This window comes from Enterobacter cancerogenus, from assembly GCF_019047785.1.
Classification (GTDB): Bacteria; Pseudomonadota; Gammaproteobacteria; order Enterobacterales; family Enterobacteriaceae; genus Enterobacter; species Enterobacter cancerogenus.
The window spans coordinates 4,740,696-4,763,907 of the sequence record NZ_CP077290.1; the positions used below are offsets into that span (position 1 = coordinate 4,740,696).

Annotated in this window: 20 protein-coding genes and 2 pseudogenes; 12 read left to right on the forward strand and 10 right to left on the reverse strand. The window is 56.0% G+C overall.

The annotated features are described in order from the left end of the window. The first annotated feature begins 80 nt into the window (after positions 1-80). On the forward strand, positions 81-1,766 hold the full coding sequence (gene fadD, locus I6L58_RS22475) for a long-chain-fatty-acid--CoA ligase FadD (protein ID WP_140418804.1): 1,686 nt from the start codon (positions 81-83) through the stop codon (positions 1,764-1,766). Positions 1,767-1,837: 71 nt separating this feature from the next. Beyond that, positions 1,838-2,965: a ribonuclease D gene (gene rnd / locus I6L58_RS22480; protein ID WP_088208411.1), complete on the forward strand. Its 1,128-nt coding sequence runs from the start codon at positions 1,838-1,840 to the stop codon at positions 2,963-2,965. An 85-nt stretch (positions 2,966-3,050) separates the two neighbouring features. On the opposite strand, the gene minE is transcribed toward rnd, so the two are convergent. From minE to minC, 3 genes are read right to left on the reverse strand one after another with little or no spacing between them, the layout of a single operon-like run. Continuing rightward, the gene (gene minE / locus I6L58_RS22485; protein WP_003859937.1) at positions 3,051-3,317 is read right to left on the reverse strand and encodes a cell division topological specificity factor MinE; all 267 of its coding nucleotides are present in this window, start codon (positions 3,315-3,317) and stop codon (positions 3,051-3,053) included. A 3-nt stretch (positions 3,318-3,320) separates the two neighbouring features. Continuing rightward, positions 3,321-4,133 carry a septum site-determining protein MinD gene (minD, locus tag I6L58_RS22490; RefSeq protein WP_006175954.1) on the reverse strand — a complete coding sequence of 271 codons (813 nt, stop codon included), beginning with the start codon at positions 4,131-4,133 and terminating at the stop codon, positions 3,321-3,323. 23 nt (positions 4,134-4,156) lie between these two features. Then, entirely contained in the window at positions 4,157-4,864 is a 708-nt protein-coding gene (gene minC / locus I6L58_RS22495) for a septum site-determining protein MinC (protein ID WP_058610220.1), read from the reverse strand. Positions 4,865-4,988: 124 nt separating this feature from the next. Here minC and I6L58_RS22500 point away from each other — a divergent pair, with 124 nt between their 5' ends. From I6L58_RS22500 to I6L58_RS22510, 3 genes are all read left to right on the forward strand, one after another. Further along, a complete protein-coding gene (locus I6L58_RS22500; protein WP_058610254.1) occupies positions 4,989-5,264 on the forward strand; it encodes a YcgL domain-containing protein in 276 nt (91 codons plus the stop codon). Positions 5,265-5,311: 47 nt separating this feature from the next. Next, entirely contained in the window at positions 5,312-5,971 is a 660-nt protein-coding gene (locus I6L58_RS22505; RefSeq protein ID WP_058610221.1) for a fumarylacetoacetate hydrolase family protein, read from the forward strand. Positions 5,972-6,064: 93 nt separating this feature from the next. Further along, positions 6,065-6,505, forward strand: a complete 441-nt coding sequence (locus I6L58_RS22510) for a YcgN family cysteine cluster protein (protein ID WP_042320017.1) — start codon at positions 6,065-6,067, stop codon at positions 6,503-6,505. A gap of 115 nt (positions 6,506-6,620) precedes the next feature. On the opposite strand, the gene dsbB is transcribed toward I6L58_RS22510, so the two are convergent. Together dsbB and nhaB are read right to left on the reverse strand one after the other, a co-directional pair. Next, positions 6,621-7,151, reverse strand: coding sequence for a disulfide bond formation protein DsbB (gene dsbB, locus I6L58_RS22515; protein ID WP_088208285.1), 531 nt, complete (start codon positions 7,149-7,151; stop codon positions 6,621-6,623). Between the two features lie 143 nt (positions 7,152-7,294). Beyond that, positions 7,295-8,833 carry a Na(+)/H(+) antiporter NhaB gene (gene nhaB / locus I6L58_RS22520; protein WP_088208286.1) on the reverse strand — a complete coding sequence of 513 codons (1,539 nt, stop codon included), beginning with the start codon at positions 8,831-8,833 and terminating at the stop codon, positions 7,295-7,297. A gap of 201 nt (positions 8,834-9,034) precedes the next feature. On the opposite strand from nhaB, the gene fadR reads away from it, so the two are divergent. Further along, entirely contained in the window at positions 9,035-9,754 is a 720-nt protein-coding gene (gene fadR / locus I6L58_RS22525; RefSeq protein WP_006175945.1) for a fatty acid metabolism transcriptional regulator FadR, read from the forward strand. Between the two features lie 114 nt (positions 9,755-9,868). Here the strand turns inward: fadR and I6L58_RS22530 are convergent, their stop codons facing one another. Continuing rightward, positions 9,869-11,401 (reverse strand): SpoVR family protein, encoded by a 1,533-nt coding sequence (locus tag I6L58_RS22530; protein ID WP_088208287.1) that lies wholly within the window; start codon positions 11,399-11,401, stop codon positions 9,869-9,871. 321 nt (positions 11,402-11,722) lie between these two features. Between I6L58_RS22530 and I6L58_RS22535 the strand changes: the two genes are divergently transcribed. From I6L58_RS22535 to I6L58_RS23145, 3 genes and pseudogenes are all read left to right on the forward strand, one after another. Further along, positions 11,723-13,021, forward strand: coding sequence for a D-amino acid dehydrogenase (locus tag I6L58_RS22535; RefSeq protein ID WP_088208288.1), 1,299 nt, complete (start codon positions 11,723-11,725; stop codon positions 13,019-13,021). Positions 13,022-13,030: 9 nt separating this feature from the next. After that, complete coding sequence (gene dadX, locus I6L58_RS22540; RefSeq protein WP_006175937.1) at positions 13,031-14,101, forward strand: catabolic alanine racemase DadX; 1,071 nt, start codon at positions 13,031-13,033, stop codon at positions 14,099-14,101. 28 nt (positions 14,102-14,129) lie between these two features. After that, positions 14,130-14,219: pseudogene (locus I6L58_RS23145) on the forward strand (hypothetical protein); the annotation flags it as partial. Here I6L58_RS23145 and I6L58_RS22545 read toward each other — a convergent pair. Next, positions 14,220-15,887, reverse strand: a pseudogene (locus I6L58_RS22545) (potassium/proton antiporter); the annotation flags it as partial. A gap of 97 nt (positions 15,888-15,984) precedes the next feature. Further along, positions 15,985-16,899 carry a muramoyltetrapeptide carboxypeptidase gene (ldcA, locus tag I6L58_RS22550; protein ID WP_088208289.1) on the reverse strand — a complete coding sequence of 305 codons (915 nt, stop codon included), beginning with the start codon at positions 16,897-16,899 and terminating at the stop codon, positions 15,985-15,987. 108 nt (positions 16,900-17,007) lie between these two features. Here ldcA and emtA point away from each other — a divergent pair, with 108 nt between their 5' ends. After that, positions 17,008-17,619 carry a membrane-bound lytic murein transglycosylase EmtA gene (gene emtA / locus I6L58_RS22555; RefSeq protein ID WP_042320010.1) on the forward strand — a complete coding sequence of 204 codons (612 nt, stop codon included), beginning with the start codon at positions 17,008-17,010 and terminating at the stop codon, positions 17,617-17,619. Between the two features lie 35 nt (positions 17,620-17,654). Here emtA and ycgR read toward each other — a convergent pair whose 3' ends face one another. Continuing rightward, the gene (gene ycgR / locus I6L58_RS22560; protein WP_088208290.1) at positions 17,655-18,386 is read right to left on the reverse strand and encodes a flagellar brake protein YcgR; all 732 of its coding nucleotides are present in this window, start codon (positions 18,384-18,386) and stop codon (positions 17,655-17,657) included. Positions 18,387-18,592: 206 nt separating this feature from the next. On the opposite strand from ycgR, the gene I6L58_RS22565 reads away from it, so the two are divergent. Both I6L58_RS22565 and I6L58_RS22570 read left to right on the forward strand, forming a co-directional pair. Beyond that, on the forward strand, positions 18,593-18,847 hold the full coding sequence (locus I6L58_RS22565) for a GlsB/YeaQ/YmgE family stress response membrane protein (protein WP_006175932.1): 255 nt from the start codon (positions 18,593-18,595) through the stop codon (positions 18,845-18,847). Between the two features lie 114 nt (positions 18,848-18,961). Next, positions 18,962-21,064 carry a TonB-dependent siderophore receptor gene (locus tag I6L58_RS22570; RefSeq protein WP_088208291.1) on the forward strand — a complete coding sequence of 701 codons (2,103 nt, stop codon included), beginning with the start codon at positions 18,962-18,964 and terminating at the stop codon, positions 21,062-21,064. A gap of 88 nt (positions 21,065-21,152) precedes the next feature. On the opposite strand, the gene I6L58_RS22575 is transcribed toward I6L58_RS22570, so the two are convergent. After that, complete coding sequence (locus tag I6L58_RS22575; RefSeq protein WP_088208292.1) at positions 21,153-22,835, reverse strand: alpha,alpha-trehalase; 1,683 nt, start codon at positions 22,833-22,835, stop codon at positions 21,153-21,155. Between the last annotated feature and the right edge of the window lie 377 nt (positions 22,836-23,212).

The following is a 23,212-nucleotide window of genomic DNA, read 5'->3' on the forward strand; positions in this document are numbered from 1 at the left end:
CGCTGAGTTAATATAATGTTAACGAACTGTTTATTATCGGGGTTGTGATGACGACGAACGCTCATTTCAGAGGTGATGCATTGAAAAAGGTTTGGCTAAACCGTTATCCCGCGGATGTTCCTGCGGAGATCAATCCTGACCGTTATCATTCCCTGGTTGAATTATTTGAACACTCGGTACGGCGCTACGCCGACCAGCCCGCCTTTGTGAACATGGGCGAGGTCATGACCTTCCGCAAACTGGAAGAGCGTAGCCGGGCGTTTGCTGCTTATCTGCAGGAAGGGTTAGGGCTGCAAAAAGGGGACCGCGTCGCGCTGATGATGCCGAACCTGCTGCAATATCCTGTGGCGCTGTTCGGTATTCTGCGCGCCGGGATGATCGTGGTGAACGTCAACCCGCTGTATACCCCGCGCGAGCTGGAGCACCAGCTGAACGACAGCGGTGCAGCGGCAATCGTCATCGTATCGAACTTCGCCCACACGCTCGAAAAAGTGGTCGAGCGTACGCAGGTTAAGCACGTCATTCTTACGCGAATGGGCGATCAGCTTTCGACGGCCAAAGGCACGCTGGTGAACTTCGTGGTGAAGTACGTGAAGCGCCTGGTGCCGAAGTATCACCTGCCGGATGCCATCTCCTTCCGTCGTGCGCTCCATGCGGGCTACCGTATGCAGTATGTCAAACCGGAAGTAGTGTCGGACGATCTCGCCTTCCTGCAATATACTGGCGGCACCACCGGCGTGGCCAAAGGGGCGATGCTGACGCACCGCAACATGCTGGCTAACCTTGAGCAGGTTAACGCGACCTACGGGCCGCTGCTGCATCCGGGTAAAGAGCTGGTGGTCACGGCGCTGCCGCTGTACCACATTTTCGCCCTGACCATGAACTGCCTGCTGTTTATTGAGCTGGGCGGGCAAAACCTGCTGATCACCAACCCGCGAGATATTCCGGGCCTGGTGAAAGAGCTGGCGAAATACCCCTTCACCGCCATGACGGGCGTGAATACCCTGTTTAATGCGTTGTTAAATAACAAAGAGTTCCAGCAGCTTGATTTTTCCACGCTGCACCTCTCTGCCGGCGGCGGCATGCCCGTCCAGCAGGCGGTCGCCGAGCGCTGGGTAAAACTGACGGGCCAGTATTTACTGGAAGGCTACGGCCTGACGGAGTGCGCGCCGCTGGTAAGCGTTAACCCGCACGACATTGACTATCACAGCGGAAGCATCGGTCTGCCGGTGCCGTCGACGGAAGCCAAACTGGTCGATGATGAGGATAAGGAAGTGGCTCACGGCGAGCCGGGCGAGCTGTGTGTGAAAGGGCCGCAGGTGATGCTGGGCTACTGGCAGCGTCCGGACGCCACCGATGAAATCATCAAAGACGGCTGGCTGCATACCGGCGATATCGCGGTGATGGATGACGAAGGCTTCCTGCGGATTGTCGATCGTAAAAAAGACATGATCCTCGTCTCGGGCTTTAACGTCTATCCGAATGAAATCGAAGACGTCGTGATGCAGCACAGCGGCGTGCTGGAGGTGGCGGCCGTGGGCGTTCCTTCCGGCAGCAGCGGTGAAGCGGTGAAGATATTTGTGGTTAAGAAAGATGCGTCGCTGACTGACGAAGAGCTTATTACCTTCTGCCGTCGCCAGCTCACCGGTTATAAAGTGCCTAAGCTGGTTGAATTCCGCGATGAACTGCCAAAATCCAATGTCGGGAAGATATTACGACGAGAATTACGTGACGAAGCCCGTGCCAAAGTGGACAATAAGGCCTGAGCTTCACGCTAATCGCCCAGACGCCGGTTAAGCCGGCGTTTTTTATGGGCGCAAACAAAAGAGAAACTGCTTTGAATTACCAGATGATCACGACCAACGACGAGCTGGCTTCGCTGTGCGAAGTGACGCGCGATTTCCCTGCTATCGCCCTGGATACCGAGTTTGTCCGCACGCGGACCTACTACCCGCAGCTGGGGCTGATTCAGATGTACGACGGCAAGCGCGTCTCGCTGATTGACCCGCTCGGCATTACCGACTGGACGCCAATGCGCGACCTGCTGCTTGATACCGCCGTCACGAAATACCTGCATGCGGGCAGTGAAGATCTGGAAGTGTTTCTCAACACCTTTGGCATCATGCCGCAGCCGCTGATTGACACGCAGATCCTTGCCGCGTTCAGCAACCGCCCGCTCTCGTGGGGATTTGCGGCGATGGTCGAAGAGTACACCGGGCTTACGCTGGACAAGAGCGAGTCGCGCACGGACTGGCTGGCCCGTCCATTGACCGCTCGCCAGCTTGAGTATGCGGCAGCCGACGTGTTTTATCTGCTGCCGATTGCCGGACAGCTGATGAAAGAGGCGGAAGCCTCAGGCTGGCTCTCTGCCGCGCTGGACGAGTGCCGCAAGGCACAGCAGCGTCGTCAGGAAGTGGTCGACCCGAAAGAAGCCTGGCGCGATATCAGCAACGCCTGGCAGCTTCGCACCCGTCAGCTGGCCTGTTTGCAGCTGCTCGCCGACTGGCGTCTGCGTAAAGCGCGTGAGCGCGATCTGGCCGTTAACTTTGTGGTGCGCGAAGAGCATCTCTGGGCGGTAGCACGCTACATGCCGGGCAGCTTGGGCGAGCTGGACAGCATTGGGCTTTCGGGCAGTGAAATTCGCTTCCACGGCAAGACGCTGCTGGCGCTGGTGGAAAAAGCGCAGCACATGCCGGACGACGCACTGCCGGAGCCGTTGCTCAATTTGATGGACATGCCGGGCTATCGTAAGGCGTTCAAAGATATCAAAGCCCTGGTGCAGACGGTGGCGAGCGAAAGCAAGCTGAGTGCAGAACTGCTGGCGTCCCGTCGTCAGATTAACCAGTTGCTGAACTGGCACTGGAAGCTGAAACAGCAGAATGGTTTACCCGAAATGGTGTCGGGCTGGCGTGGGGAACTGTTGGCCGAACGTCTGAAGACGCTGCTGGAAGGTTATCCGCGCTAAGAAATGTAGCCCCGGTAAGCGCAGCGCCACCGGGGAACGTGCCGGGCGGCGCGTTGCGTGCCCGGCCTACAAAACCACAAAGTAATTAACGTGACTCTTCCGCTTCCGGCAGCGTCACGTTCAGCTCCAGAATCGAAATATCCCCGTCTTTCTGCTCCAGCTGTACCGTGACCATTTCCGGGTCAATCTGCACGTATTTACAGATCACTTCCAGAATGTCCTTGCGCAGCTGCGGCAGGTAGTGTGGCTCGGCGTCGCTACGACGACGCTCCGCAACGATAATTTGCAGACGCTCTTTAGCGATGTTGGCGGTGCTTTTTTTCCGCGAGAGAAAAAAGTCCAGTAATGCCATAACTTATCCTCCGAACAGGCGTTTGAGGAAACCTTTCTTCTCTTCTTCAATGAAGCGGAAAGGACGTTCTTCTCCCAGCAGACGGTCAACGGTATCGGCGTAAGCTTTACCTGCATCTGCGGTTGCATCCAGAATGACTGGCTCGCCCTGGTTAGACGCGCGTAATACGGACTGATCTTCCGGAATAACGCCAACCAGTTTGATGCGCAGAATTTCCAGTACGTCTTCCATGCTCAGCATATCACCTTTGCTCACACGGCCCGGATTGTATCGGGTCAGCAACAGGTGTTCTTTAATCGGCTCCTGACCATTTTCCGCGCGGCGGGATTTGGAAGCAAGAATGCCCAGAATGCGGTCAGAATCACGCACGGAAGAGACTTCAGGGTTGGTGGTGATGATCGCTTCATCCGCAAAGTAGAGCGCCATCAGGGCACCGGTTTCGATACCGGCAGGGGAGTCACAGACCACAAAGTCGAACTCCATTTTTTTCAGTTCGTCGAGAACCTTCTCAACGCCTTCACGGGTCAGGGCATCTTTATCACGGGTCTGAGATGCCGGGAGAATGTAAAGGTTCTCGGTGCGCTTGTCTTTAATCAGCGCCTGGTTAAGCGTGGCATCGCCCTGAATGACGTTAACGAAGTCATACACGACGCGACGCTCACAACCCATGATCAGGTCCAGATTACGCAGGCCGATATCGAAGTCGATAACGACGGTTTTCTTTCCCTTCTGGGCCAAACCTGTAGCGATGGCCGCGCTGGAGGTGGTCTTGCCAACGCCTCCTTTACCCGAAGTCACAACAATAATGCGTGCCATAGAAATTCCTTGTTAAAAAGGGATCAATTCAACGGTTGAACAGTCAAAGCGTCTTCTGCCAGGAGCAGGCGGGCCGCTTTGCCATAAAATTCGGCTGGGATCTTGTCGCTCAGCCAATATTCCCCTGCGATGGAAACCAGCTCCGCCGTCAGGTGAGTACAAAAGATTTGTGCGTTCCTGTCGCCACTTGCGCCCGCGAGCGCGCGTCCTCGCATCATACCGTAGACGTGAATGTTGCCATCGGCAATCAGTTCAGCGCCCGCACTGACGTGACTTGTAACAATCAGATCACAGTTTGGCGCATAAATGCGCTGACCGGAACGAACCGGCACATCAATCAATCGCGTTTTTGTGACAGGCGTTTCGTTCTGAGCGGCTGGCGGGGGCGTTGGCACGGCTTCCGGAGCTGGACGGGGGGCTTTTTCTTTGCCTTCGTTCAGAAGCGGCAGTCCTGCCCGATCAATTTCGGCTTTCAGCGTCGCGTCTTTACATCCGCTGATACCCACGATACGCAGCCCGGTTGAAGCAACGGCCTGCTGGAGCAATTTCCAGTTCACCGGCGCTTCAAGGTCGCTCACATTGACGACAACGGGGGCATGTTTCAGAAACGCAGGAGCCTGCGCAATTTTGTCTTCTAACGCCTGACGAATAACCTCGGGTTTTGCATCATGCAAATGAACCACTGATAAGGTGAAGCTACTGCCTTTAAGCTCGATGGGCGTGTTTGACATCCTGGCCTTACTCAATTTGCTATTAACCGCAACACCGCCGTTGCGATATTCCGAAGAGTATCAGGCATGTTATAGTCAGGAGTATATTGAGGCAAGCAACCACCCATTAATTCAGAGTAAAAACATGTTTTGTGTGATCTACAGAAGTTCAAGTCGTGACCAGACTTACCTTTATGTCGAAAAGAAAGACGATTTTTCCCGCGTACCGGAAGAATTAATGAAAAGTTTTGGCCGCCCGCAGCTGGCTATGCTGCTGCCGCTGGATGGACGTAAGACGCTGGTTAATGCGGATCTGGAAAAAGTGAAAACAGCATTAACCGAGCAGGGCTATTATTTACAACTTCCACCCCCACCCGAGAATTTATTAAAACAGCATCTTGAGGTGAACGGAAAGAAATAATCCCGAAGGCATTCGGGAACAACACATCAACCGTTTAGGGAGCGACCATGTATCAACATCATAACTGGCAAGGTGCATTACTGGATTATCCCGTGAGCAAAGTGGTCTGCGTGGGCAGCAACTATGCAAAACACATTCAGGAGATGGGCAGCGCCACGCCAGAAGAACCGGTGCTGTTTATTAAGCCTGAAACCGCGCTGTGCGACATTCGTCAGCCGCTGGCGCTGCCCCAGGGGCTGGGGTCGGTGCATCACGAAGTGGAGCTGGCCGTGCTGATTGGCGCAACGCTGCGTCAGGCTTCCGAAGCGCATGTGGAGCAGGCGATTGCCGGTTACGGCGTGGCGCTCGATCTGACCCTGCGCGACGTTCAGGGCAAGATGAAGAAAGCGGGGCAGCCGTGGGAAAAAGCCAAGGGCTTTGATAACGCCTGTCCGATATCCGGTTTTGTCCCGGTAAGCGAATTCACCGACGATCCGCAGAACACGCCGCTTAGCCTGAAGGTAAACGGCGAAATCCGCCAGCAGGGTACCACCGCAGATATGATCCACAAGATCGTTCCGCTGATCGCCTACATGAGCCGCTTCTTCACCCTGAAGCCGGGCGATGTGATTCTCACCGGCACGCCGGAAGGCGTTGGCCCGCTGAACGGTGGGGATGAACTCGAGGTCAGTTTTAACGGCCTGTCACTGAAAACCCGCGTACTGTAAAAGCCTCTTGCCGCCTTAAAAGGGCGGCAAAACTTGCATCAACGTGCCAGACTCGTTATAAGGTGCGCTTTCTTTTGACGTGTGGACATCCTGATGAACGACATCCCTTTCTGGCAAACTAAAACGCTCGACGACATGACCGACGCAGAGTGGGAGTCGCTGTGTGACGGCTGCGGGCAGTGCTGCCTGCACAAGCTGATGGATGAGGATTCCGACGAAATTTACTTCACCAACGTCGCCTGTAAGCAGCTGAACATCAAAACCTGCCAGTGCCGCAACTACGAGCGCCGCTTCGAGTATGAGCCGGACTGCATCAAGTTAACCCGTGAAAACCTGCCCACCTTTGAGTGGCTGCCGCACACCTGCGCGTATCGCCTGCTGGCGGAAGGCCATGACCTGCCCAAATGGCATCCTTTACTGACCGGGTCGAAAGCGGCGATGCACGGCGAGCGTATCTCCGTACGGCACATCGCGGTGAAAGAGTCCGAGGTGCGCGACTGGGAAGACCACATTATGAATCATCCTAACCGTTGATATTAAAAAACCCGCCGAGGCGGGTTTTTTAGTGTGCGCGGGTGTGTCGGGTGGCGCTGCGCTTACACGACCTACAGAACTGCAGGGCCGCACAAGCGAAACGCCGCCGGGCAAATTAGCGCCCAAAGAGATCGCGTTTTTTAGGCTTGAACGGCTGTGCAATCAGCACCAGCAGCGCAACCACGAAGTAGGCGACAAAAATACCCACCAGCCACTGCGGCATCTCCAGCGTCAGGAACTCCCACTGACGAACGGAGCAGTCACCGGATGCCACAAACACCTGCGGCAGCCATTTATCCAGCGGCAGCCAGCTCGGGAAGCGGGCGGCAAAATCACAGGTCATAAACGGTGATGGGTGCAGCTGCATCACGGTGTGCTGCCAGGAAAGCTCAATCCCTTTCCAGGCACTGTACAGCCAGATGGCGATCCCGACATAGCGCAGCGGCGTTTTCGGGGCAATCGCACCCACCAGGCCTGCGCCCATAATGCCGAACAGTGCGCAGCGTTCGTAGATGCACAGCACGCAGGGTTTAAGCCCCATGACGTGCTGGAACCACAGCGCGACCATTTCCAGCGCAAAGGCGGTCAGGGCCATCAGTAACCACGCTCCGCGACCGCGAGAGCACTGGTTTAAAAATCTCAACATAATCATTTCCCTGGGACATGCTTAGAAAGCGCAGTGTAAACGAATTCGTTTCATGCGCCACCTGTACCTGACGAAATAAAACGTAATTGGATGTTTATCATGCGAAAAGGTAAACGGGCAGCGCGCTGCCCGTTAAAACCTGCTTAGTGCGCGGCCAGTATACCCGCTTGTATTAACCACTGCGTATAGGGAATGAGGGTAATTTTGACGCATAGCAACCCGACAAGCGTCAGCACCAGCGTGTAAGGCAGCGCCATCCACACCATTCGGCCATACGAAAGTCGTATGAGTGGCGCGAGGGCGGAGGTCAGCAGGAACAGGAATGCGGCCTGCCCGTTAGGGGTTGCTACCGACGGCAGGTTGGTGCCGGTATTGATAGCCACGGCCAGCAGTTCGAACTGTTCAGCGTTGATGGCCCCGTGTTGCAGCGCCGCTTTTGCCTCGTTGATGTACACCGTCCCGACAAATACGTTATCGGAGATGGACGAGAGTAGCCCGTTGAACAGGTAGAACAAGGTCAATTGCGCATCCGCTTCTGCCCTCAGAACGTAGGCGATAATCGGGGAGAACAATTCCTGATCGATAATCACCGCCACGACCGCAAAAAATACGGTCAGCAGGGCGGTGAACGGCAGTGCCTCGGTAAAGGCTTTGCCGATAGCATGCTCGTCGGTGACGCCGGTGAATGTGGTCGCCAGAATAATCACCGACAAACCGATCAAGCCGACTTCCGCGAGATGGAACGCCAGCGCGGCGATAAGCCAAAGGCCGATAATCCCTTGTGCCACCAGACGCAATTTATCCTGACGCGTGCGCTGGCTGCGGCTTTGCTGGTCAAATTTTTGCAGCTCGCGGCGAACCGGCTCAGGAAGCTGGGCGCCATAGCCAAAGACGCGGAATTTCTCCAGAAGTATGCAGGTGACAAAACCGCAGACCAGCACCGGGACGCTTACCGGGGCCATTCGCAGGAAGAATTCGCTGAAATTCCAGCCCGCCGCCTTGGCGATGATCAGGTTTTGCGGTTCGCCCACCATGGTCATCACGCCGCCTAATGCTGTCCCGACGCCCGCGTGCATCATCAGGCTGCGCAGAAACGCGCGGAACTGTTCCAGCACTTCGCGCTTCTGGGCATCGACGTCGCTGTCATCGTGCAGGTCGCCTTCCGGTTGTGAAGACGCCACCCGGTGATAAATACCGTAGAAGCCAACGGCGACGCTAATCACCACCGCGACGACCGTCAGTGCATCCAGGAAGGCGGACAGGAAGGCCGCCGCGAAGCAAAAGGCCAGCGAAAGGATCGTTTTGGAGGAGATGCTTAACAGCAGTCGGGTGAAAATAAACAGCAGAAGCTGTTTCATAAAGTAGATCCCGGCCACCATAAACATCAGAAGGAGGAGCACCTCCAGGTTTGATGCGAGCTCTTCTTTAACGTGTTCAGCGCTGGTCATGCCGATGATGACGGCTTCAAACGCCAGCAGGCCACCCGGCAGAAGCGGGTAGCATTTCAGCGCCATCGCCAGAGTGAAAATAAACTCGGCCACCAGCAACCACCCGGCTACGAACGGGTCCACCAGAAACACAACAGGATTAACAACCAGAAATACCAGCAGCGTGAGTTTGTACCAGTCAGGCGACTGGCCTAAAAAATTGCGCCACAACGCGCGGCCATAAGAGATTTCCACGACAGACGTCCTTCCCCGTCAATTAAGATAAGTGACCAGTATACGCATAATTAGCCTGAAAGGCGGCGTAAAGAGGGGAATGTAAATTTCATTAAAATGAAACGGCGATCCCTCTTTTCTCACTTTGACGCGCTATCTGCCTCTGCACGCCTCTGGTATGATGAGTGCAATTTGCAAAAGCTGTGTAATGGAAATCTCACTATGGTCATTAAGGCGCAGAGCCCGGCGGGTTTCGCGGAAGAGTACATCATTGAAAGCATCTGGAATAATCGTTTCCCTGCGGGGTCCATTCTACCTGCTGAACGCGAACTCTCTGAACTGATTGGCGTCACCCGCACCACGCTGCGAGAAGTGCTTCAGCGCCTGGCGCGCGATGGCTGGTTGACAATTCAGCACGGCAAACCCACCAAAGTGAATAACTTCTGGGAAACGTCCGGACTGAATATTCTTGAAACGCTGGCGCGTCTCGACCACGAAAGCGTTCCGCAGCTGATTGATAATCTGCTTTCCGTGCGTACCAACATCGCCACCATCTTTATTCGGACCGCGTTTCGTCAGCATCCTGAAGACGCGCTTGCGGTCCTGGCTAGCGCTAACGCGGTAGAAGATCACGCCGATGCCTTTGCGACGCTCGACTACAACATCTTCCGCGGCCTGGCGTTTGCCTCCGGTAACCCAATCTATGGGTTGATCCTCAACGGCATGAAAGGGCTGTATACCCGCATTGGTCGTCACTACTTTGCGAACCCAGAAGCGCGCAGCCTGGCGCTCGGTTTTTATCACAAACTGAGCGAGTTGTGTTCTACCGCGCAGCACGACCAGGTGTATGAGACGGTGCGTCGTTATGGCCGGGATTCCGGGGAGATCTGGCATCGTATGCAGAAAACCCTGCCGGGTGATTTAGCGATTCAGTCGCGCTAAAAGAAAAACCTCTCAGATGAGAGGTTTTTTTTCGTCGGGTGGCGGCTTCGCCTGACCCGACCTGTGGGGTTTGCAGGCCCGGTAAGCGCAGCGCCACCGGGCAAAAAGGCTGCATCAGAGCGTATTCAACCGCGTTGGGCAGCGTTCCAGCAGTTCCACGCTGCCATCTTCATTCTGCTGCTCCATTATGACGTCGAATCCCCACAGGCGATGCACATGCTTCAGCACCTCTTTACGCCCTTTATCCAGTGGCGCGCGGTTGTGCGGAATATAGCGCAGCGTCAGGGAGCGGTCACCGCGAAGATCCACGTTCCAGACCTGAATGTTCGGCTCCAGGTTGCTCAGGTTGTACTGAGAGGAGAGGCGCGAGCGGATCTCGCGGTAGCCCTCTTCGTTGTGGATCGCCGAAATCTCGAGGTAGTTATTCCTGTCGTCATCCAGCACGGTAAAGAAGCGGAAGTCGCGCATAATCTTCGGTGACATGAACTGGCTGATGAAGCTCTCGTCCTTAAAGTCGCGCATCGCAAAATGCAGCGTCTCCAGCCAGTCAGACCCGGCGATATCCGGGAACCAGTATTTATCTTCTTCCGTTGGCGACTGGCAGATGCGTTTAATATCCTGGAACATCGCAAAACCGAGCGCATACGGGTTGATCCCGCTGTACCACGGGCTGTTGTAAGCAGGCTGGAACACCACGTTGGTGTGGCTGTGCAGGAACTCCATCATAAACCGCTCGGTGACTTTGCCTTCGTCATACAGATGGTTAAGGATGGTGTAGTGCCAGAACGTCGCCCAGCCTTCGTTCATCACCTGCGTCTGCTTTTGCGGATAGAAATACTGGCTCACCTTGCGCACGATGCGCAGGATCTCACGCTGCCACGGCTCCAGCAGCGGGGCGTTTTTCTCCATAAAGTACAGCAGGTTTTCCTGCGGCTCAGAAGGGTAGCGCCGCGCCTCGGCCACGGTTTTCTCCTCCTCACGCTTCGGCAGCGTGCGCCACAGCATATTCACCTGGCTTTGCAGATACTCCTCGCGGCTTTTCTGCCGGGCTTTCTCCTCCTGCAATGAGATTTTTTGCGGACGCTTGTAGCGGTCGACGCCGTAGTTCATCAGCGCATGGCAGGAGTCGAGGAGCTTCTCTACCTCATCCACGCCGTAACGCTCCTCGCAGTCGGTAATGTATTTGCGGGCAAAGATCAGGTAATCGACGATCGAGCTGGCATCCGTCCAGCTGCGGAACAGGTAGTTATTCTTGAAGAAGGAGTTATGCCCGTAGCAGGCATGCGCCATCACCAGCGCCTGCATGGTAATGGTGTTCTCTTCCATCAAATAGGCGATACACGGGTTGGAGTTAATGACTATCTCATACGCCAGCCCCTGCTGACCGTGTTTATAGAGCCGCTCGGTTTCAATGAACTTTTTACCGAACGACCAGTGAGGATAATTGATTGGCATCCCGACGCTGGAGTAAGCATCCATCATCTGTTCGGACGTAATGACTTCAATCTGATGCGGATAGGTGTCCAGACGATAGAGTTTCGCTACCCGGTCTATCTCGGCGAGGTAGACATCCAGCAGCTCGAAGGTCCAGTCGGGTCCATCGCAGAGACGTGTGCTGTTCCTGGACATGGAATCAATAGTAGCCATTAGCGCGCCCTCATTGTTGGTGCTCTCTCTGGCTGGAGAGCCTCCTTTCAAGCATAGATCACCGTGTTAAAAAGCGTGCTGATGGAGAAATTTTTTCTTTGCGATTTCTTCTTTTCAATAAGGTAAAAAATGCGGCCCTTGCAGCATTTTATGCTGGTTAAAAATAGCGCGCAGCAGGAGATCCCAAATAAGCGCCATCCCCACGGGCAGGGGAAGATGTGAGGCAAGTCACCATAAAAAAGTCGTATGTTGAATAATATTTTCAACTAGGTTATCAATCTGTAATCAGATGATTGTTCTTTTGCACATAATGGAGTGGCTATGCGTGTTGTCATACTGGGAAGTGGTGTGGTTGGCGTAACCAGCGCCTGGTATTTAAGTCAGGCAGGGCATGAGGTTACGGTTATCGATCGTGAATCCGGCCCGGCCCTGGAGACCAGCGCGGCGAACGCCGGCCAAATCTCCCCGGGCTATGCGGCACCGTGGGCAGCACCCGGCGTCCCGCTGAAGGCGATCAAATGGATGTTCCAGCGCCACGCGCCGCTGGCGATCGGCCTTGATGGCACGCCGTTCCAGCTCAAGTGGATGTGGCAGATGCTGCGCAACTGCGACACGCGCCACTACATGGAAAACAAAGGGCGCATGGTGCGCCTGGCAGAATACAGCCGCGACTGCCTGAAAGCTTTACGCGCCTCGACCGGCATTGAGTACGAAGGGCGGCAGGGCGGCACGCTGCAGCTGTTCCGCACCGCGCAGCAGTATGAAAACGCCACCCGCGATATCGCCGTGCTGGAAGACGCGGGCGTACCTTATCAGCTGCTGGAGGCCAGCCAGTTGGGGCAGGTCGAGCCTGCCCTGGCGGAAGTGGCGCACAAGCTTACCGGTGGGTTACGTCTGCCAAACGACGAAACCGGCGACTGCCAGCTCTTTACCCAGCGTCTGGCGCAGATGTGCGAGCAGGCGGGGGTGACATTCCGCTTTAATACGCCGGTCGATAAGCTGTTGTCGGAAGGAGAAAAAATTTACGGCGTGAAGTGCGGCGAAGAGGTGATTAAAGCGGATGCTTACGTCATGGCGTTTGGTTCCTACTCCACCGCGATGCTCAAGGGCATTCTCGACATTCCTGTTTACCCGCTTAAAGGCTACTCCCTGACCATTCCGGTGAAAGAGGACAGCGGCGCGCCGGTCTCTACCATTCTTGATGAAACCTACAAAATCGCCATCACCCGCTTTGATAACCGGATCCGCGTCGGCGGCATGGCGGAAATTGTGGGCTTTAATACCGAGCTGCTTAAACCGCGTCGTGAAACGCTGGAGATGGTGGTCGGCGATCTCTTCCCGCGCGGCGGGTTTATTGAACAGGCGACCTTCTGGACCGGTCTGCGTCCTATGACGCCGGACGGCACGCCGATTGTGGGTCGTACGCCTTATAAAAACCTGTGGACCAACACCGGGCACGGAACGCTGGGCTGGACGATGGCCTGCGGATCGGGCCAGCTGTTGAGCGACCTGCTTTCTGGCCGCACGCCGGCGATTCCGTTTGACGACCTGAGTGTGGCACGCTATCAATCAGGGTTTAACCCATCGCGTCCACAGCATCTTCACGGCGCGCATCAATAAGGAGTTGCCATGTCACGTCCTGTTCTGGCGCAGCTCGATTTGCAGGCCCTGAAGGATAACCTGCAAATTGTCCGTCGTGCTGCGCCGGGTTCACGCGTCTGGTCGGTTGTCAAAGCGAACGCCTACGGGCACGGTATTGACCGTATCTGGGGCGCGCTTGGCGCGACCGACGGCTTTGCCTTACTGAACCTTGATGAGGCCATTCTTCTTCGCGAACGCGGCTGGAAGGGGCCAATTTTACTGCTGGAAGGTTTTTTCCACGCCGACGATCTGCCCCTGCTGGATAAATACCGCCTGACCACCAGCCTCCACAGCAACTGGCAGATCAAAGCCCTGCAGGATGCGAAGCTGCATGCTCCGCTGGATATCTATCTTAAGGTAAACAGCGGCATGAACCGCCTGGGCTTCCAGCCTGAGCGCGTACACACGGTCTGGCAGCAGCTGCGTAATCTGAAAAACGTTGGCGAAATGACGCTGATGGCGCACTTTGCCGACGCCGAAAAACCGGACGGCATTGCTGATGCGATGGTGCGCGTTGAGCAGGCGGCGGAAGGGCTGGATTGCCCGCGCTCCCTGTCAAACTCGGCGGCGACGCTCTGGCATCCTGAAGCGCATTTCGACTGGGTTCGCCCGGGCATTATCCTCTACGGTGCTTCACCGTCCGGCCAGTGGCAGGATATTGCCAACAGTGGCCTTAAGCCGGTCATGACGCTGCGCAGTGAAATCATTGGTGTCCAGACGCTGAAAGCGGGCGATACCGTGGGCTACGGCAGCCGATACCGTGCGACGGGGGAGCAGCGTATCGGGATTGTCGCGTGCGGCTATGCCGACGGTTACCCGCGCATTGCCCCCAGCGGTACGCCCGTGTGGGTGGATGGCGTGCGCACCGGAACCGTTGGCACGGTCTCGATGGATATGATGGCGATTGACTTAACGCCTTGCCCGCAGGCAGGCATTGGGACCCCGGTTGAGCTGTGGGGTAACGAGGTCAAAATCGACGATGTTGCCTCTGCGGCGGGCACCGTGGGCTATGAGCTGATGTGTGCGTTAGCGCCGCGCGTACCGGTCGTGACGCTGTAACCTTCCACGCGGTAACAGGCCGGGTGAGGTGAAGGCATCACCCGGCAAATCCTTACTCCGACTCCTCTTCCATCGGCCTGACGCCGACCTTGCGTACCGCGTTATCCTCTTTCTCAGCCACCGTCCAGATCATGCCGGCGAACTCCACCTGGTCACCGACTACCGGCGCTGCGCCCAGCAGTTTCTGGATAATGTCCCCGAGCGTCTGCTGGTTGTCGCGATTTTCCAGCCCGTCTTCCAGGCCGTAAATCAGCGCAACATCGGCAAACCGGGCGCTGGCTTCAAGAATAAAATCGCCGAAGAAGCGCTGGTCGAGCGCAACGGGCGGCGACTGGCTAAACAGCTTGCCGAGAGCGGGGAGATCGCGCTCGCGACCAATCACGCAGAGAATATCGCCTTCACGCAGGCGCGTGCTGCCCGTGGGGTGGAGCAGGACATTGTCGCGGAACAGGGCGGCAATGCGCGTTTCGGAGGGCATATGCAGATCGCGCAGCGATGCCCCGACGCACCATTTGTCGGCGCTGAGCTGGTAGACAAACTGCTCCCACGGATTTTCCGGGTGAAGATCCAGCCCGACGCGGGACACCGGCCAGCCGACCGGCGGCACCACCACTTTGGCCCTTTTCGCCGCCCATCCCAGCGAGGTACCCTGGAACAACAGCGACACCAGCACGACGAAGAAGGCGACGTTGAAGAACAGCCGCGCGTTATCCAGGCCTGCCATCATCGGGAACACGGCGAGGATAATCGGCACCGCGCCGCGCAGACCGACCCAGCTGATAAAGATCCGCTCGCGCAGGTTAAACCCGCGAAACGGCAGCAGACCGGCAAACACTGACAGCGGGCGGGCAAAGAAAATCATCCAGGCCGACAGGAGCAGGGCCGGAACGGCAATCGGCAGCAGGTCCGACGGCGTCACCAGCAGTCCAAGCACCAGGAACATGCCGATTTGCGCCAGCCACGCCAGACCGTCAAAGTTCTGCAAAATGGCATAGCGGTTGCGGATGGGGCGGTTGCCGAGTAAAAAGCCGCACAGGTAAACGGCGAGGATCCCGCTTCCGTCCAGCGCCGTCGTCACGGCAAAAATCAGAATGCCGCCGCTCAGCGCCAGCAGCGGGTAAAGGCCCGCCGGGAGCGAAATCCGGTTAATCATCTGCTGCAGGAGATAACCACCGGCCAGGCCGAGGATGATCCCAAGACCGAACTGCTGAATGATATGCCAGGCAAACATCCAGCTCAGGCTGCTCTCATGCTGCTGGATCATCTCAATCAGCGTGATGGTGAGAAACACCGCCATCGGGTCGTTGCTGCCGGATTCAATCTCAAGCGTGGAGCCGACGCGTTCGTTAAGCCCCTTGCCGCCGAGCAGGGAAAATACGGCTGCCGCATCGGTGGAACCGACAATGGCGCCGATCAGCAGCCCTTCCATCATATTCAGGTGAAACAGCCATGCCGCCATCATCCCGGTTAAGCCGGAGGTGATCAGCACGCCAACGGTCGCCAGCGACAGCGCCGGGCCTAATGCAACGCGAAACGAACTGGCCTGGGTACGCATCCCGCCGTCAAGCAGGATCACCGCCAGGGCCAGGTTGCTCACCATGTAGGCGAAAGGGTAGTTATCGAATGGAATACCGCCGATGCCATCGATGCCAGCCAGCATGCCGATGGCAAGAAAAATAACAAGAATAGGTATGCCAAGACGCGATGAAAATGAACTCAATAAAATACTGCAGGTTACAAGGACCGAACCCAGAATGAAAAGGCTGATTATCGCTGTGGCATCCAATGTTCTCTTACTCCCACCTCAATGTTGTTGTCTCTGTTAAAACCCTAACATATTAACGGCAGAGACAACGTTTAATTAAGGCGGTATCACCGCTTTTTTATGCTTTTATAACCGGATGGCCGCCCATTGTTAACTGACTGCCCGAATCTCCATGAATCAGCTGCGCATGCGCCCCCAGCGGCAGGGTGACCGTCTGCTGTTCGTGGCCGAACGGAAGACCTGTGATCACCGGAATATCCAGCCGCGAACGGATAAAGTCGACCATGGTTTCAAGCGTATAACCCGCATCGTAATCATTGGGCTGTGCGCCGCTAAAACTGCCCAACACGATAGCAGACTGACGGGCAAGAATTCCGGCATGATAAAGCTGCAATAACATGCGCTCGACGCGGAACGGATGCTCGTTAATATCCTCCAGCACCAGAATGCCATCTTCGATCTGCGGCAGCCACGGGGTGCCAATCAGCGACACCAGCATGGCCAGGTTGCCACCCCACAGCTGACCCTCGCACGACCAGTGCGGCCCGTTACCCTGCCACTCCACGCTGAAGGTGGGGTTTTCCAGCGCCCGCCAGAAGTGCTCCTGGGTGTAAGCATCAAGTTCCGGCGCGCCAAAATTACCGGCCAGCATCGGGCCGCTGAAGGTGACGACGTTATGCAGGGCGAGCAGGCCAAGCTGGATCGCCGTGAAATCGCTGTGTCCGCAAATCAGCAGCGGATCCTGCTGCTGGCGTTTGGCCAGCCCCACCCAGTCGATGCTCTCCAGCAACCGACTCGCACCGTAACCGCCGCGCACCGCCAGCACGATGTTATTGCTGCCACGCAGGTTCACCAGGCCGTTGATATCGTTCAGCCTTTGCGCCTCGGTGCCGGCGAAACGCTGCGACCGACGGGGGATAATTGTCTGATTTTCTACCCGATAGCCGGATTCCAGTAAGCGCTGAACCCCGCGCTGTGCCGCGTCCTGGTTGATGCAGTAGCCGGAAGGGGCAATGAGATGAAACTGTGGCATGGCAATTCCTTGCTGAATGAGACGCTAATTGTCTATATGATGCCGCTTATCCGCTGCCCGCTTCAAGGGGCAGCGTAACCGCGAAGACCGGCTATAAGGATAGAAGACGTGAAATTGAGATGGTTTGCTTTTTTGATTGTGTTGCTTGCTGGCTGTAGTTCAAAACATGACTATCAAAATCCACCCTGGAACCCTGAAGTGCCCGTGAAACGGGCGATGCAGTGGATGCCGATCAGCGAACAAGCCGGTAAGGCATGGGGTGTCAGCCCGCGTCTGGTCACGGCGATTATTGCAGTGGAATCCGGCGGGAATCCGACGCTGGTCAGTAAATCGAACGCGGTTGGGCTGATGCAGCTGAAGGCGTCCACGGCCGGGCGAGAAGTGTATCGCTACATGGGCTGGAGCGGTCAGCCATCAACCAGCGAGCTGAAAAATCCGGAGCGTAATATCTCCATGGGGACAGCTTATCTGAGCATTCTGGAACACGGCATACTGAAAGGTATCGAGGATCCGGAAGTGATGCAGTATGCGTTGGTGGTGTCGTACGTTAATGGCGCGGGCGCGCTGCTGAGAACCTTCTCCTCCGATCGCAAAGAAGCCATTGAAGAGATCAACGACATGGACAAAGACGAGTTCTTTGAACATGTGGTGAAAAACCATCCGGCTCCGCAGGCGCCGCGTTATATCTGGAAAGTTCAGAAAGCGATGGATGCCATGTAAGACGAGTGTCGGGCGGCGCTGCTGCCCGACGCGTGTTACAACACTTTATTTGCCCGCTCCCGCGCTTCGCGCTCCAGGGAGAAGATAATGCGCTGCAATTCACGTTCCGCCCCCGGGCCAACGTTGAGAAAGCGAAAGCTAAGACGCGGCGTGCTCACGGTTTCGTTTTTACTGTCCACCACCGTCCGCTCGCCGATCGCAATTAACTGCGCATCAAACCAGAAACGGCCCCAGCCGCCCATATCCAGCTCAATCTGCGAGAAACGCATTCCTTCGACCAGCCCGTCAGGCGCAGGGGTATCCATCAACGCGCCCATGCCGCCCAGCGACAGATCGAACAGACGGAAGCGGAACTCTTTTTTGTCCGGCATTTTGGCTTTGCAAAAAAAGGCGGGATGGAGCGGGGCGTGGATACGAAAGTATTCCCGGCGCTGCACAAACCAGAGGTTATCCGGAATCGAAGAGACAAACGCGGGCAGGCCCTGATACTCGCTCAGCTCAAGACGCGGTAAAACAAACTCCACCTTCGCGCCCTGGGTTTCAGCCAGCACCGAGACCTTTTCCGCGCGCAGTGCGGCACGGTTCTCGTACTCCTGGCTGCCCAGATCGACCACCAGGCGTTCTGCCGACGCGTCCAGAATATTGCTAATGAACTGACCAGAAGGCCAGCTGATGCGCAGCGGCACCTTCCCTTTTTGCAGGTCGCGTAATATCCCTAACACAGCCAGCGGATTTTGTTTCAGGAACTGCTCACTGTAATTACTCACGCCAGATGGCTCCTCGATGTGTGACAGACTGTCTGTGGGTTATCGGCAGCCTGGGGTGAAACTTAATACAAACCGATGAGATTTTTTCACTGCAAGGGCAATTTAAGTCGGTGAGATGAAAACGGTTTTATGACGGTGACCTATAATCAGGATAGCTGCGCGGAGGGTTTTCTGCGCGTGCGTTAAACCTGAAAGAGGGTATCGCTATGGGTATCATCGCCTGGATTATTTTTGGTCTTATTGCCGGTGCAATCGCTAAGCTGCTCATGCCGGGTAACGATGGTGGCGGATTTATTCTGACCTGCGTGCTCGGGGTCATCGGCGCGGTTGTGGGCGGTTGGCTGGCGACGATGTTTGGCCTGGGTGGCAGCATCAGCGGTTTCAACCTGCACAGTTTCCTGGTGGCCGTCGTGGGCGCCATTGTCGTGCTCGTGGTCTTCAGATTGCTCAGACGGGCATAATCCTGCTAAACACGGCTCTCTTCGGAGGGCCGTTTTTTTTGCGGCTATCTTGATTTGCAAATTGAAATGATAATAATTGTCGTTCCTAATATCATTTATAATAATGAACACACTATGAACACCTCACGTTTCGCGTTTTGTGCGTTGGCAGGAGCCGTAGCGCTGGCATTGCAGGGACCGGCATTTGCCGAAGAGTCAACGATAGTCGTGACCGGGACAGAAGAGGGAAGTTCCCTTCCGGCCTGGACCAACAGTGCGACCAAATCTGCGGTCGCCGAAAGCAAAACGCCGCAGGTGATTAACACCCTTTCCGCCGAGGAGATCGCGCAGCGTCATGCCAACTCGGTGAACGAAATCCTGCGCTATGCCCCGGGCGTGTCGACTGAAGTGCGCGGTAACACCTCGTACATGAGTGAATACAAGATCCGCGGCTTTACGGTTGAGCAGGAGTTTTATAATGGCCTGCAGCTGCCGTACAACGTGACCGGGAATACCAAGGCACGTATCGACCCCCTGTTGATTGAGAGCGTCGACATTCTCAAAGGCCCCTCATCCGTGCTTTACGGCGGCGGATCGCCGGGTGGGCTGGTGAATATCCAGAGCAAAAAACCGCAGAAAGCGGCGAAAACCGAGCTGGGTTTCAACACCGGAAACCGCAACCTGAAAGAGGGCTACCTTGACTCGACCGGGCAAATCGCCGACAGCGACTGGAACTACCGTCTGCTGGGCAAAGCCACGGAAAACGATGACCAGCCGCACACCACGCGCTATGAAAACTATCTGGTCGCCCCTTCCGTCACCTGGCAGCCCGACAGCAAAACGCGCCTTACGCTGGATGCGATCGCGCAAAATACCCCAAGCCTGTCACCTTCTAACCCGCTACCGCTGTCGTTCCTGCGCTCGAAATACGCCGATCGCCGGGCCTATGCGGGGGATGAATGGGCGGGATTCAAACAGCGCCAGTGGATGCTGGGCTTCAGTTTCGAACATGAGTTTGACAGCGGCTGGGGGTTCAACCAGAAAGCCCGCTACTTTGATGTCGACACCCATCAGCGCAGCGTCTACGCCACGGGCACCGGCAGCGAAGTTTATCAACTCAACCGCTTCGCCTATACCACGGACGAAGATCTGCAAAGTTTTAACATCGATAACCAGGTAACCAAAACCGTTGCCCTTGGTGAGTGGAAACATCACCTGCTGGCGGGCTTTGACTACCAGAAGCTGAACTCACACTTCCACTATCGTTACGCCTCGGCCACGCCGGGTATCGACATGCGCAACCCTGACTATGCGCAGATCGGTAAGGATGCGCTGGGGCTGTATACCGCGCAGAAAAACCGCCTGAGCTATCAGCAGAACGGCTATTACCTGCAGGACCAGGTGGAATTTGGCGGGTTAAATCTGCTCGGTAGCCTGCGCTATGACGACTATCGTTCGGTCAATACCAACTACATGCAAAACGGCGACAAGGCCTGGGTATCTCAGGACCGCGTCACCAAACGTCTGGGCGCGCTTTACGCCTTTGAAAATGGTCTCTCGCCGTTCATCAGCTATTCGGAAGGCTTTGCGCCGGTGTCGCCGCAGGGCACGCTCCTGGCCAAAGACGTTAAGCCGACCACCAGTAAGCAGGTGGAAGGTGGGGTGAAATACCTTCTGGCAGAATATGCCACCACCTTTACTGCCTCGGTATTTAACATCCGTCAGAAAAATGTCGTCACCAGCGATCCGGGCTTCCTGAACTATCGCCAGACCGGTGAAGTGGAATCGAAGGGGGCGGAGCTGTCCGTCATCAGTCGTCCGACGGATAACCTGACGCTGATTGCCAACTATGCCTACACCCATGCCATCAATACCGAAGATGATAAATTCCAGGGCAAACGCCCGACGCAGGTTCCGGAGAATGCGTTCAATCTGTGGGGGGATTATACCCTCGACAGTTCGCCGCTGAGAGGGCTGACGCTGGGGGCCGGGGCACGCTATACCGGGCCGATGGAAATCTCCCAGAGTAACGATGCGGGCAAACTGGGGGGCACCACGCAGTACGATCTTGCCGCGTCGTATCGCATGGGTGAAGCGTTCCCGTCGCTGGCGGGGTTAACCCTAAAAGCCAGCGCGCAAAACATTACCAATAAAGAGACCTTAACCTGCTACGACGCAACCAACTGCTGGATTGGTCGTGACCGTATCTGGCAGGTAGGGGCTAGCTACAGCTTCTGAAAAAAGCCCGGTGGCGCGAGGGCGCTTCCCGGGCCAACAGATTCAATGTAGGCCGGGTCACGCGTAGCCGCCACCCGGCAATGCTCACTTACTGTGCCGACGCCTTCACCGGCGTCACATCATCATTTGCCGCAGGGCGATTCTCCGGCACGCTATCGCAAGGCTTCTCTTTCGGACACACCAGATCCAGCATCTTCAGCGTCACGCCGTTACTCCAGCCAAAGCCATCCTGCAGCGGATATTCCCCGCCGCCGCCGCCCATGCCGGTAGAGGAGACATCATATTTCTCGACCAGCTTCTGCTCACGATCGTAGGTGTGCTGCACGTTTTTCAGGAAGCGCCAGGTCACGTCCATCGCCACTTTATCCTGACCGTAGTTCTGTAAACCTTCAACGGCAACCCACTGGAGCGGCGCCCAGCCGTTCGGCGCGTCCCACTGCTGGCCGCTGTTGATGGTGGTGGTGGAGATACCGCCCGGTTTCAGCAGGCGCGATGAGGCCGCTGCTGCAACCTTGTCGGCGCGATCCTGTGCTGCAGCTTTAACATACAGCGGGAAGAGCGCTGCCGCCGTCAGCTGATTACGGACCTTTTTGGTTTTCAGATCGTAATCCGCGTACCACCCCTCTTTTTCATTCCAGAGGTGGCTTTCCATCGCTTTTTGCCGGGCGTTAGCCAGGGCGTCATATTTGCTGGCGCCGGCGGTATCGCCGTCCTCCTGGCTTGCCCGGGCCAGCAGTTTTTCCATTTTGAACATCAATGCGTTCAGGTCAACCGGCACAATGCTGGTGGTGCGGATGGTGCCAAGCTTTTTCGGATCGTCCATCCAGCGGGAGCTGAAATCCCAGCCTGAGGCGGCGGCGGAACGCAGATCGCGGTAAATCTCGGTGGCCGGGCGGTCAGGATTGTTTTTGGCGGTGGTCACGTCATCCAGCCAGGATTCCGGGCGTGGCGTATCGTTATCGTCCCAGTAGCGGTTGAGGATCGCCCCGTCATCCAGTTTTACCACCCGCTTGTTGGCGCTGCCCGGTTGCAGGGCATCCACCCCCTCCATCCAGTAGGCATACTCTTTTTCCATCTGTGGGCGATACTTCTTCAGCGCGTCGCTGTCATGGGTCGCCAGCAGTTCGACCATCAGTGAGAAGAACGGCGGCTGGGAGCGGCTCAGATAGTAGCTGCGGTTGCCGTTCGGGATATGGCCCCATGTGTCGATTTCGTAAGCGAAATTGTCCACCATGTCGCTGATTTTGTCCCAGTGGCCGCTCTCCGCCAGGCCAAGCATGGTGAAATAGCTGTCCCAGTAGTAGACCTCGCGGAAACGTCCGCCGGGCACGACGTAGGGCTTTGGCAGCGGGAGAAGGGAATCCCATTGACTGGCCTTATCGGTGGTGCGGGTCAGCACCGACCACAGGCCATCAATGTGCTCACGTAAATTTTGACCAGCAGGCGGAACATACTTTTCACCTTCCGTCGGCAGGGTAAAGTTCATCTCCACAAAGTGGCGCAGATCGAACCCGGACTGGGTGTGTTGCATCCGGTAGTCCGCCAGGATCATCAGCGGGTCGCTTTTTGGCACCGCATCGGCAAAGGTCTTTTGATCGGGGAACAGTTTTGCGCTTTGCACATCGTTAAAAAGGGGGCCAAGCATGACATCGGGGGAGCTTTTTTCATGTGTGGTTTGCTCCTCTGCATAGCCGCTCACGGTAAAACCGAGTAGCGCGGCGCCCAATGTCAGGGGCAAAAGCGCAGGGTGTAAAGTACGAGGTCTTATCATCGGTGCATCTCCTGTATTCGCTGGGCAGCGTGTCCACTGCCGTCAATCACTTGAAAACCTTAGACGAATATTGCCCGCTTCGCGTGTTGGATATCCCATTTTTCGCACAACCAGACAATTTACCGCACCGTTCAGCCTCGCCTGGGCGTTTTAATATTAAATTGGTGAATGAATAATTATTTTTTATAGATTTATTTAGTGATATACAAAAGAGTACGAAATATAAATCAGACTTATAGAAATTAATGCGGATAATAATGTGAGTTGACAGGCTTTTTCACCGTTAATAAGGCCGGAAACGCTCAGTGACGATCACATAAACTAAAAATCATAATAACAAAACCAAAAAACATAATAGCGTTGCCCGGGGTATTTGT

Excerpts from the sequence above, each read along its gene's own strand:
- minE (WP_003859937.1), bottom strand. The coding sequence starts at position 3,317 with ATGGCATTACTGGACTTTTTTCTCTCGCGGAAAAAAAGCACCGCCAAC.
- minD (WP_006175954.1), bottom strand. The coding sequence starts at position 4,133 with ATGGCACGCATTATTGTTGTGACTTCGGGTAAAGGAGGCGTTGGCAAG.
- minC (WP_058610220.1), bottom strand. The coding sequence starts at position 4,864 with ATGTCAAACACGCCCATCGAGCTTAAAGGCAGTAGCTTCACCTTATCA.
- I6L58_RS22500 (WP_058610254.1), top strand. The coding sequence starts at position 4,989 with ATGTTTTGTGTGATCTACAGAAGTTCAAGTCGTGACCAGACTTACCTT.
- I6L58_RS22505 (WP_058610221.1), top strand. The coding sequence starts at position 5,312 with ATGTATCAACATCATAACTGGCAAGGTGCATTACTGGATTATCCCGTG.
- I6L58_RS22510 (WP_042320017.1), top strand. The coding sequence starts at position 6,065 with ATGAACGACATCCCTTTCTGGCAAACTAAAACGCTCGACGACATGACC.
- dsbB (WP_088208285.1), bottom strand. The coding sequence starts at position 7,151 with ATGTTGAGATTTTTAAACCAGTGCTCTCGCGGTCGCGGAGCGTGGTTA.
- fadR (WP_006175945.1), top strand. The coding sequence starts at position 9,035 with ATGGTCATTAAGGCGCAGAGCCCGGCGGGTTTCGCGGAAGAGTACATC.
- I6L58_RS22530 (WP_088208287.1), bottom strand. The coding sequence starts at position 11,401 with ATGGCTACTATTGATTCCATGTCCAGGAACAGCACACGTCTCTGCGAT.
- I6L58_RS22535 (WP_088208288.1), top strand. The coding sequence starts at position 11,723 with ATGCGTGTTGTCATACTGGGAAGTGGTGTGGTTGGCGTAACCAGCGCC.
- dadX (WP_006175937.1), top strand. The coding sequence starts at position 13,031 with ATGTCACGTCCTGTTCTGGCGCAGCTCGATTTGCAGGCCCTGAAGGAT.
- ldcA (WP_088208289.1), bottom strand. The coding sequence starts at position 16,899 with ATGCCACAGTTTCATCTCATTGCCCCTTCCGGCTACTGCATCAACCAG.
- I6L58_RS22565 (WP_006175932.1), top strand. The coding sequence starts at position 18,593 with ATGGGTATCATCGCCTGGATTATTTTTGGTCTTATTGCCGGTGCAATC.
- I6L58_RS22570 (WP_088208291.1), top strand. The coding sequence starts at position 18,962 with ATGAACACCTCACGTTTCGCGTTTTGTGCGTTGGCAGGAGCCGTAGCG.
- I6L58_RS22575 (WP_088208292.1), bottom strand. The coding sequence starts at position 22,835 with ATGATAAGACCTCGTACTTTACACCCTGCGCTTTTGCCCCTGACATTG.